At 71.8% G+C, this 10,159-nt stretch carries 9 protein-coding genes; 5 read left to right on the plus strand and 4 right to left on the minus strand.

Going from position 1 to position 10,159, the window contains the following annotated elements:
* The coding region (locus Q0A33_RS03205) for a hypothetical protein (protein ID WP_291793025.1) at nucleotides 1-277 on the minus strand (277 nt) is incomplete at its 3' end.
* 282 nt (nucleotides 278-559) lie between these two features.
* On the opposite strand from Q0A33_RS03205, the gene Q0A33_RS03210 reads away from it, so the two are divergent.
* Nucleotides 560-1,630, plus strand: coding sequence for an EamA family transporter (locus tag Q0A33_RS03210; protein ID WP_291793028.1), 1,071 nt, complete (start codon nucleotides 560-562; stop codon nucleotides 1,628-1,630).
* 363 nt (nucleotides 1,631-1,993) lie between these two features.
* Here Q0A33_RS03210 and Q0A33_RS03215 read toward each other — a convergent pair whose 3' ends face one another.
* Both Q0A33_RS03215 and Q0A33_RS03220 read right to left on the minus strand, forming a co-directional pair.
* Nucleotides 1,994-3,670, minus strand: coding sequence for a DNA repair helicase XPB (locus Q0A33_RS03215; protein WP_291793030.1), 1,677 nt, complete (start codon nucleotides 3,668-3,670; stop codon nucleotides 1,994-1,996).
* A gap of 54 nt (nucleotides 3,671-3,724) precedes the next feature.
* On the minus strand, nucleotides 3,725-6,250 hold the full coding sequence (locus Q0A33_RS03220) for a helicase-associated domain-containing protein (RefSeq protein WP_291793033.1): 2,526 nt from the start codon (nucleotides 6,248-6,250) through the stop codon (nucleotides 3,725-3,727).
* A 183-nt stretch (nucleotides 6,251-6,433) separates the two neighbouring features.
* On the opposite strand from Q0A33_RS03220, the gene Q0A33_RS03225 reads away from it, so the two are divergent.
* The 4 genes from Q0A33_RS03225 to Q0A33_RS03240 all read left to right on the plus strand — a co-directional run bounded on the left by Q0A33_RS03225 (nucleotide 6,434) and on the right by Q0A33_RS03240 (nucleotide 9,821).
* On the plus strand, nucleotides 6,434-6,667 hold the full coding sequence (locus Q0A33_RS03225) for a hypothetical protein (protein WP_291793035.1): 234 nt from the start codon (nucleotides 6,434-6,436) through the stop codon (nucleotides 6,665-6,667).
* A gap of 344 nt (nucleotides 6,668-7,011) precedes the next feature.
* Entirely contained in the window at nucleotides 7,012-7,380 is a 369-nt protein-coding gene (locus Q0A33_RS03230; RefSeq protein WP_291793038.1) for a cold shock domain-containing protein, read from the plus strand.
* A complete protein-coding gene (locus Q0A33_RS03235; protein ID WP_291793040.1) occupies nucleotides 7,380-8,411 on the plus strand; it encodes a DUF3027 domain-containing protein in 1,032 nt (343 codons plus the stop codon). Before Q0A33_RS03230 ends, Q0A33_RS03235 begins: the two co-directional genes overlap by 1 nt.
* A 138-nt stretch (nucleotides 8,412-8,549) precedes the next feature.
* Complete coding sequence (locus tag Q0A33_RS03240; protein WP_291793042.1) at nucleotides 8,550-9,821, plus strand: MFS transporter; 1,272 nt, start codon at nucleotides 8,550-8,552, stop codon at nucleotides 9,819-9,821.
* On the opposite strand, the gene Q0A33_RS03245 is transcribed toward Q0A33_RS03240, so the two are convergent.
* A partial coding sequence (locus Q0A33_RS03245) for a DUF4166 domain-containing protein (protein ID WP_291793044.1) occupies nucleotides 9,803-10,159 on the minus strand: 357 nt, incomplete at its 5' end. The genes Q0A33_RS03240 and Q0A33_RS03245 overlap by 19 nt on opposite strands.

A 10,159-nucleotide genomic window follows, 5' to 3' on the forward strand; every position in this document is an offset into this window, starting at 1 on the left:
CGGTGAGTGCAGCGGGGACGGCGGGATCTGCAGTCCCCGCGGCACCTGCCGGCACTCCCGGCGGCTCCTCGGGCACGAGGGCGGTCCGCAGGCGGCTCCTCAGGGTGTGCAGGGCGCGCACGTCCGCCTGCTCGGCGAGAAGGGGAGGGGTGAAGCCGTAGCGCTCTCCCAATGCGATGACATCCGCGGGCCCGGTGAGGGACTCCCCGTCGAGTCCTGAATTCGCAAGCTCCGTGAGCATCGCCAGGATCGAGCGGTTGTGGGTGGAGATCTGCATGTGTCGAGTCTCGCACATGTAAGGACCATCGGCACCTTGACTCGTGACAGGATGCTCGTGTCTCATGGTGCCTGAGCCGCTGTCCTGCGGCTGAGGAAGGGCCTTCCGCCCGTCCGGCCTCCCGTTCGCCACCCCTGTTCCCGGGCATCCGTCTGCTCCGCCGCGCCGCGCCTGTGGGCGCCGCGTTTGCGCGCACCCGGGAGCAGAACCCTCGTGCGCACGAGGAGGCCGAACGGACAGCCGCGGCGGAGGCCCGCGCGCCTGTCGAGGAGGTCAAAGAGAATGAACCGCACCATGGTCGGATTCGGCTTCATGCTCCTGTCGTCGTTCTTCTTCGCGGTCTCCGGACCCATCGCGAAGACCATGTACGCGACGGGCTGGTCGCCGGGAGCGGTCGTCCTTCTCCGGCTGGCCGGCAGCGCCCTCATCCTGCTCATCCCCACTCTGCTGGCGCTGCGTGGGAAATGGGGCGAGGTGGTGCGTTCGTGGCGGATGGTGGTCACCTACGGGATCGTCTCCATGGTGGGCGTCCAGCTGCTGTACTTCCTCGCAGTGCAGGAGCTCACCGTCGCGGTGGCCCTGCTCCTGGAGATGACCTCGCCCCTGCTCATCGTCTTCTGGCTCTGGATCACCACCCGCATCCGGCCGGCCACCGTCACCTTCATCGGAATGGCGCTCTCGCTCGCGGGGCTCATGCTCATCCTCGACCCGTCCTCCAGCCACATCTCGCTCAGCGGAGTGCTCTTCGCGATGGGTGCGGCCGTGTGCCTCTCCAGCTACTTCCTCGTCTCCGCCAAGGCGGACTCCGGCATCCCGCCGGTGGCGCTCACCGGGTTGGGGATGGCCGTGGGCGCCGTGGTCATGGCCGTGATCCTGCTGGCCGGCGTCCTGCCCGCGGACTTCATCCTCGAGCCGGTGCAGATGGGTGCGGCCACCGTCTCCTGGATGGTGCCGCTCGCGCAGATCGTGCTGTTCACGGCGGGTGCGTACGTGTTCGGCATCTGGGGTCTGCGGATGGTGGGCGCCACCGTGGGTGCCTTCGTCAACCTCACCGAGGTCCCGTTCTCCGTCATCGTCGCGTGGCTGCTCGTCGCGGAGCTGCCCACGCACGTGCAGATCTACGGCGGTCTGGGGATCCTGGGCGGGGTGGTCTTCATCAAGTGGGGAGAGGTGCGCCAGACCAGGCGCATCCAGCGCGCCGTCGTGCTCTCCGACCCGGCCACCGGCCCGCTCTCGCTGGCGGACGTGCAGGCTGCGGCGTCCGACCCCGCGGCCGGCGCGGCCGAGGGCGAGGAGGCTGAGGACAAGGCGGCGGGTGCCCGTGAGCTGGAGAGGGCCCGCGAATGGACATAGCCGCCCACCCGTGACTGGGCGGGAACGCGCGTGCGAGGTGAGGCCCTTCCCTGGTGCCGGTAGTGCGTATGTCCGTGATCACGGCAGGTGCGGCTGCGCCGGTTCTGCGCAGCGCGCCGCCAGACGGACCCTCGTATATGCCCTCCCACCCACATATGCGTGGGTGGGAGGGCATGTGTGCGGTGTGGCCTGTGCGAGGGGCCCGGCAATGCTTTTGGCCGCCCACATATATGTGGGCGGCCAAACGTGTTTGTGGTGCGTGGTGCGATAGAGGCGCCTCGCGGTGCGTGGGAGACGTCTCCCACGCACCGCCGCCCTGACGCCGCGCCGCCGCGCCCACCCTGCCTGCGCGACGCCGCCCGCTCAGCGGTTCTCGATGGTGTACGAGTACCCCTGCTCGGTGAGGAAGCGGCGGCGGTGCGCGGCGAAGCGCTCGTCCACGGTCTCCGCGGTGACGACGGTGTAGAACTCCGCGGAGCGGGCGGTGGCCTTGGGACGCAGGATGCGGCCCAGCCGCTGCGCCTCCTCCTGCCGGGAGCCGAACGAGCCGGAGACCTGGATGGCGACCGAGGCCTCGGGCAGGTCCACGGAGAAGTTGGCGACCTTGGACACGACCAGCACGCGCACGGTGCCCGCCCGGAACCCCGCATAGAGCTCCTCGCGCTCCCGCTCCGGCGTCCTGCCCGTGAGCACGGGTGCGTCCAGCGCGGCACCCAGCTCCTCGAGCTGGTCGATGTACTGCCCGATCACCAGGATCTGTGCATCCCCGTGGCTCTCCACGAGCTCCTTCACCACCGGGATCTTGGAATCCGCGGTGGCGGCGAGCCGGTAGCGGTCCTCACCCTCTGCGCTGCCGTAGGCCCGGCGCAGACCGGAGTCCAGGCGCACGCGCACCTCGTGGCAGTGTGCGGAGGCGATGTAGCCGGCCTGCTCGATCTCCTTCCACGGCACCTCGAACTGCTTGGGGCCGATGAGGGAGAAGACCTCGTCCTCCCTGCCGTCCTCGCGCACCAGTGTGGCGGTGAGGCCCAGCCGCCGGCGTGCCTGCAGGCCTGCGGTGAGGCGGAACACCGGCGCCGGCAAGAGGTGGACCTCGTCGTAGATCACGAGTCCCCAGTCGCGGGCGTCCAGCAGCTCCAGGTGGAGGTAGGAGCCCTTCCTGCGCGTGGTGAGCACCTGGTAGGTGGCGATGGTGACGGGGCGGATCTCCTTGACCGTGCCGGAGTACTCGCCGATCTCCTCCTCCGTGAGCGTGGTCCGCCGCAGCAGCTCCGCCTTCCACTGCTTCGCGGAGACGGAGTTGGTCACGAGGATGAGGGTCGTTGCCTTCACCCGCGCCATCGCCGCCGCACCCACGAGAGTCTTGCCCGCGCCGCACGGCAGCACCACGACGCCGGACTCGCCCGCGAGGTAGGTGTCCACCGCACGCGCCTGGTAGGGGCGCAGAGCCCATGCCCCGTCGGCAACGCTGTCCTGTCCGCCCTCCGGCTCGCTCTGCTCCGGACGCTCGGTGAGGTCGATGGCGTGTGCCTCGCCGTCCACGTAGCCGGCCGCATCCGCGACGGGGTGGCCGAGCTTGAGGAGCACGTGCTTGAGCTCGCCGCGTTCGGAGGGATGCACGGCCACGGAGCCTGCGTCGATGCGCGCACCGGTCTTCCCCGCGAGATCCGGCTGTGTGAGGAGGGAGTCGAGGAGGGCGGCGTCCGTGCTCTCGAGGACGAGGCCGTGGACGGGGGAGCGCGTGAGGGTGAGCACGCCCCAGCGGTCCATGACGTCCACGATATCCAGGAGCAGCTCGTGCGGCACGGGGTGTTTGGCGTAGTCGAGCAGCACGTCGACCACGCCCTCCGCGTCGTGGCCGCTGGCGCGGGCGTTCCAGAGGCCCAGCGGTGTGATCGTGTAGGTGTGGATGTGCTCCGGCGTCTTCGACAGCTGCGCGAAGGGCGCGATGGCGATGGCGGCCTCGGCGGCTTCCGGGTGATCGGATTCGAGCAGGATGGTCCTGTCCGACTGGACGATGAGGGGTCCACCCGTCGTCACGCCGCTGTGCATGCTCCTCCTACTGTTCCCGTGCCGCTGCTGTGCTGAGCCGTCTCACACACGTCGCACCTCGACCACGCGCGAGGCCGCGATCCGCACCGCGGTCCCGGCGGAGGTGCGCCCCAGTACGCGACCGGCGCGCACGCCCTCCGGCAGCATGCGGATACGCCGCAGCGAACCGTCCGATCCGGCGGCGATGAGCTCCACCTCCGCCTTCACCGCAGCGGCCTCACTCAGCTCTGCGAGGACGCCTGCCGTTCCCGTCTCTGCCCCAACGGCGGAGACCGCCGCGGCATTCCCGCCGGGGACCGAGGTGGCAGCGCCCTGGCCGGCAGCGCCTGCGCCGGTGGCGCCTCGGGAACGGGTGGCCTGGCCTGCAGCACCTGTGCCGCCGGTGCCGGATCCGCGCCCGGCTCCGCCACGTGCCCCATCGCCGCGTGCAGTGGTGCCTGCTCCTCTCGCGTCCCCATCGCCGCGAGCCGCCGCACCGCCCGAGGCCCCCGCACCCGAGGCACCCGTACCGGACGTCCTGCCCTCGCCTGCCCTGCCTTTGCCCGCTCTGCCGGCCGCCGCCCCACTCCGGCTCGCCGCCGCGGACCGCGTGCGCTCGAGCCGGTCGATGTGCTCCTCCACGCGGTCCGCCGGCACGCGAGTGGTGCGGGTGACGGGCGGGGCCGGGCGCACCGGCACGGGAGCGCGGTCGGGGCGGCCGGACTCGGCCTCCGTGTCCGCGCGCAGCACGGGACGGTCCTCGGTCTCGACGAGGGCGGTGACGCGGTCCGCGGGTGCCGGTGAGACGGCGACGGTGGGGGAGAGGCGCCGCATGCCGGTGGCCGCGGAGGCCGGGTCGTCGAAGATCACGTCGAGGTCCGCCGGGTCGTCCACGACGATGACGCTGCGCGCCGCGGCCACCCGCACCCTATTGAGCCGGGAGGCCTGCGATTCGATCATGTGCGTGAGCGTGGAGGGCACTCCGGTGGAGGAGAGCTCCGTGAGGTCCTGCAGGAGGGACGGGGCGTCGCGTCCGGCGCGCAGGGCTGCGGCGATGGAGTCGTCCGTGATGCGGAAGACGGTGCCCTGCCCGCGGGTGTCGATCTCCGCGAGCGCCTCCAGCCGCGTCTGCGCCGTGTGCTCCAGAGGTCCGGCGGCCACGGCGGTGAGGTCCGACTGGAGCGTGACGGTGGATTCGAGCGGGGGCAGGAGGGCCGCGACCTCCGCCAGCAGGGAGGTGGGCAGCGGCGTGGCGGCGTCCGGGTCCTCGGGTTCGTGGGCGGTGTGTGCGTGCTCCTCGAGCCAGGTCGCCAGGGTGCGGCCCAGCGGGGTGAGGGCATGGGAACGGGCACGGCCCAGGGGTGAGGCGGTGAGGCCGAAGGACTCCGTCTCGTCGAGCACCTGCGCCAGCTCCTCCTCCGTGAGCACGGCCAGCAGCGGATGCTCCCAGATGAGGAGGGCCAGAAGCTCCTCCTGCTGTACGGCCGTGCCGGGTTCGCCCGCGTGCAGCAATGCGGAGAGCACGAGCCGCCGCAGCCGGAGGATCTGCGGTGCGGCGACGGGGAAGCCGGGGAAGGCGCTGCGCGAGTGGTCGTCGCGGCCCAGCAGGTGCACGCGCTCGCCGGCGGGAGTGGTGCCTGCAAGGACGTGGACCACGTCGACCGGATGGGTGAGCCAGGCCCAGACCAGCTGCGCCCAGATCTCCTCACGGGCGGTGGCCGCGGCGGAGTCGTAGGCCGGGGTGGGCAGCCAGACGGGGTCCGAGGGGTCGGTGGACACGGACAGCCAGCCGAGGCGGTGCGCGAGCTCCACTGTCAGGATCAGCCGCCCCGGGCTGAGGTCCACGGCACGTGCGAGCGTCTGCGCGTCGCGCTTGCCCACGCCGCCGCTCACCAGCTGGGAGATCTCGTGCCGGGCGAACTCCGCCGTGGCGTCCAGGGCGCGGGACACCGCGCCCGCCGCTCCGGCCGCCTGTGCATTGAGAAGGAGGGAGGCGGAGACGGAGTCGGTGGTGAGGGGCCGGGGATCCCGGGCGCTGTCCCAGGCGAGGCCGTCCGCGCGCGAGGCCGCGGTCATGGGCAGCAGCGCCGGCACCTCCGGGTGCACGCGGTAGGCGGCTGCGGTGAGGGGCCAGGAGTCCTCGGAGGAGGCGCCGGCGGCGGACGCGGACTTCGCGGCGGAACCCGTGGAGGAGGTCTCGGGCGGGAAGGCAGGCCAGAGCAGCCCGGCCTCCACCGCACGTGCGAGCCCGGCAGGTTCCGGGGCGGCGCGGTCCTGGGCGGAGGCAGGTGCGCTCGCCTCCGCTCCCGTGCCCGCTCCCGAGGCCGGGGACGGTGCCGGCAGCTTCTCCCGGGGGACGGCGGGGGCGATGCGTGACTGCACGGCGGCGCGGTGGACGACCCGCAGCGCATCCGCACTGAGCATCTCCAGACCCGCGGCGGCCGCGGTGCGCGAGGCGGCCAGGGCGGCGAGGCGGCGGACGTCCGGGGCGTCCGTGCGCAGCAGATCGGTGCGGGTCCGGGCGATCCGGAGGAACCAGGACTGCGGGGCGGCGGCCAGCCAGGCGGCGAAGGAGAGTGTCTCGCGCATCCTCCCGATTCTACGCGGACACGTGCGGAACGGGTCTCTCTGCGACTGCCCGCGGCCTCCCCTGCACCAGCCGGGTCCCGCCTTCCGCGGCGGCTTCCGCACCGGCTTGCACCGAGCGCTATGATGGTGTGCGCATGAGAGGCGGGGCGGTCCCGTCTCCGCCGTCGCAGAAGGAGGTGCCCGATGAGTGCAGTCCCCGCATCCCAGAGACCCCCGGGTGCCTGGATGGGCCTCACCGCCGCCGTCATCGCCGTGGTGGGCCTCCTCTGCCTGGCCCTCGTCGTCACGACGGGCCTGATGGGGGTGGTCGTCTCGCCGGTCTTCACCTGGGCGGGACTGGTGCTGCTCCCCATCGCATTCGCACTCCTCGTGATCGTGCTGATCCAACAGTTCACCCGGCGCGTGCGGACCAGCTGAGAAGCACCCTCCCGTCAGCCGCTCGCTGACGCCGCCTGCGGCCTCGGCTCCGTTCCGCCCCACGATCGACGCTTCCCGGCCTCCTGAACAGTTCTCGCGGACGCGGCCCCCGCAGCGGACCGGCCCGGAGGACCATGGCATCGGGAAGGGCAGACGCGGACGGGATACCGCCGAACAGCACGGAGCAGCACGCGCAGTCCTCGAGCACCGAGCCCACGGAGGATCCAGCCCGCCCCGGCCGCCGCACGGAGCGCTCGCCTCCCGCACGTGACCCGCTCAGCCCCACCATCCACCCTGCCGCACCGCGGCACACCCACCCGACAGGACATGAAAGGACACGCACGATGCCCACTGGACGCGTGAAGTGGTTCGACGCCGGCAAGGGATTCGGCTTCGTCACCGCCGATGACGGCGAGCAGGTCTTCCTCCACAGCTCCGCTCTGCCCGCGGGAGCCGAGGTCGCCCCCGGCACCCGCCTGGACTTCGACGTGGTCGACGGCCGCAAGGGCAAGCAGGTGCTCAAGGCGCGCCTCATCGAAGCGCCCGCCCGCATCCGCCGGAACCCGGAGAAGACGGCCTCCATGATCGAGGACGTCATCCGGGTGCTGGAGGACACGTCGAACGGTCTGCGGCACGGGCGGTACCCTGATAGCGGACACTCCCACCGCGTGGCGGAAGTGCTCCGCGCAATCGCTGACGACCTGGAGGGCTGATGTCCGGACTGTTCGACCGCTGGATCGCCTCGGTGCAGAGCACCACCCGGAAGGATCCGGGCGGCACCGCGGTGGAGCCGTCCGTCCCCGCCGAGGGGACGGCCCCTCAGGGGACCGTGCCTCAGACATCCGCGTCCGAGGTGCCCGTGGCCTCGGGCGCGGATGTTCCCGCACCTGCGGACTCACCCGCCCCCGCAGCCCCGGCACGTCCTGCCCGCAGGGCGGCACCGCCGGTCCTCGACGCCGTGCTCGCGGCCGCCGTGGACGTGGCGCGCGGGGCGCTCCTGGAAGTGGCCCCGGAGACGGAGATCGGCGCGCATCTGGGCAGCGTCGCGGAGGGCACCCGCCTCGTCACCCACAGTTTCGAGTGCACCGCTCCGGCCTACCGCGGCTGGCACTGGGTGGCCGTGCTGGCACGCGCGCCCCGGTCCAAGAAGGCCACCGTCTGCGAGACGGCGCTGCTGCCGGGACCGGACGCGCTGCTGGCCCCGGAGTGGGTGCCGTGGGAGAAGCGGCTGCAGCCCGGCGACATGGGCCCCAAGGACGTCCTGCCCAGGACGGAGGACGACCCCAACCTGGAGCTGGGCATCGAGCAGGTCGACGCGGACCTGCTCGAGGACATCGACCAGGTCCCCAACTTCGAGTTCGGCCTGGGCCGCGCCCGTGTGCTCTCCCGTGAGGGGATCGCGCGGGCCGCGCAGCGCTGGGAGAAGTCGGATGCCGGACCGGAGGGCGAGTACGCCAAGCGCGCAGGCGCCCAGTGCTCCACCTGCGGCTACCTGCTGCCCATCGCCGGCAGCGTGCGCACGCGGTTCGGTGTGTGCGCCAACGCGTGGTCGCCGTTCGACGGCCGGGTCGTCGCGCTGGACTCCGGCTGCGGAGCGCACTCCGAGACGGATGTGGCCCACCGCTCCACCACGCCGCCCGAGGCCGTGCTGGACGAGATCAACGAACCGCTCGACACGTTCGACACCGCGGACACCGCTACGGCGGGTGCCGCGTCTGTGAGCGCCGCGTCCCACCCGGGCTGACCCCGGCCTCCGGCGGCCCCTGCCCGAGGCTGGGCTGGGAGATCCGCCGGCCGCCTGACCGGAGACCGGATCACGGACGATCGGCTCCGCTGAAGAACCGCATACCGCAAGTCCCGGAAGGGGGCGTCCACCCACCCGATGTCGTCGATGTTCCGCTCGCTGCACGAGCCCAACTACCGGAAGTGGTTCGGCGGTGCGCTGGTGTCCAACACCGGCACCTGGATGCAGCGGACGGCGCAGGACTGGCTGGTCCTCACCCACCTCACCGACGAGGACGCGACCGCGCTGGGCATCTGCATGGCGCTCCAGCTGGGTCCGCAGCTGCTGCTGTTCCCCTTCGCCGGCAGCATCGCGGACAAGTTCCCCAAACGGCGCCTGCTGCTCCTCACCCAGATCCTCATGGGCTCGATGGGCCTGGTCCTCTTCGTCCTCACCGTCACCGGGGCCATTGCGCTCTGGCACGTCTATCTCCTCGCGCTCCTGCTGGGCATCGTCGCCACGGTGGACGCACCCGCGCGCCACGCCTTCGTCTCCGAACTGGTGGGCGAGAAGCTGCTGGCCAACGCCGTCTCGCTCAACTCCGCCTCGTTCAACAGCGCCCGCATGCTGGGGCCCGCCATCGCGGGCGTGATGACGGCGGCGGCCGGGGCCTCGACGGTGTTCCTCCTCTCCGGCCTGGCGTTCGCCGGCACCGTGGGCGTGCTGCTCTGGCTGGACGGCTCCCGCCTGCACCCGCCCCCACCGCGGCGGTCCGAGGGCAAGCGCGGCCTGCTGGGCGGGTTCTCCTACCTGCGCACCCGGACGGACATCGTGGTGGTGCTCGCCGTGATCTTCGTGGTCTCCACCTTCGGCATCAACTTCAACATCTACACCGCCACGATGGCCCGCGTGGAGTTCGACCGGGACGCAGGGGCCTTTGGACTGCTCAACTCCGTGCTCGCGGTGGGCTCGCTCACCGGTGCGCTCATCGCCGCCAAACGCGAACTGCCCCGGCTGCGGATCGTCTTCTTCGCCGCGGGAGGGTTCGGCCTGGCCTGCGGGATCGCCGCCGTCATGCCGGACTACTGGACGTTCGCCGTCGCACTCATGCTCATCGGCTTCTCGTCCATCACCATGCTCACCTGCGCGAACGCCTACGTGCAGACGACCACGCCGGCCCATGTGCGCGGCCGGGTGATGTCCGTGTACTCCGCTGTGGTGATGGGAGGCACTCCCTTGGGAGCGCCGTTCGCCGGCTGGGTCGCGGACCTGCTGGGGCCGCGTGCCGCCCTGGGTGTGGGCGCGGCGGCCGGCGTGGCCGGCATGCTCGTGGGCGCGATCTGGATGCTCACCGCCAAGCACCTGCGCGTGGAACGAGTGCGGCATTCCCGGCTGCGGCTCATCCACTTCACCTACGACGGGCATCCGTGAGAGGCGTCCGTGTGCAGCGGGTGGGCCTCGCTCCTGATCTCGTACTCGAACGTCCCCTCGTAGCCGTAGATCCGGCCCACCACCGGTGCGTCCACCGTGAGCGTGACCCGCTGCCTGTCTGCGGCCTCGGCGAACTCCTCACGCAGCCGGACCACCGGTGCAATCAGTTGCGGGATGCGTATCCACCCCCTGCCTGATCGGAGCGGCCTCACCCAGAGCGCGAGGCTGCGCAGGTGCAGCGCACCGCCGTGTTCGAAGGCGTGGAACGCGGCTCTGAGCATCCCGGGCTCTCCGAGTTCGTCGATGAGGACGCCGGGACCCGTGTGCCCCGCAGCACA

Origin of the sequence: Brevibacterium sp., from assembly GCF_022712115.1 — a bacterium.
GTDB lineage: Bacteria > Actinomycetota > Actinomycetes > Actinomycetales > Brevibacteriaceae > Brevibacterium > Brevibacterium salitolerans.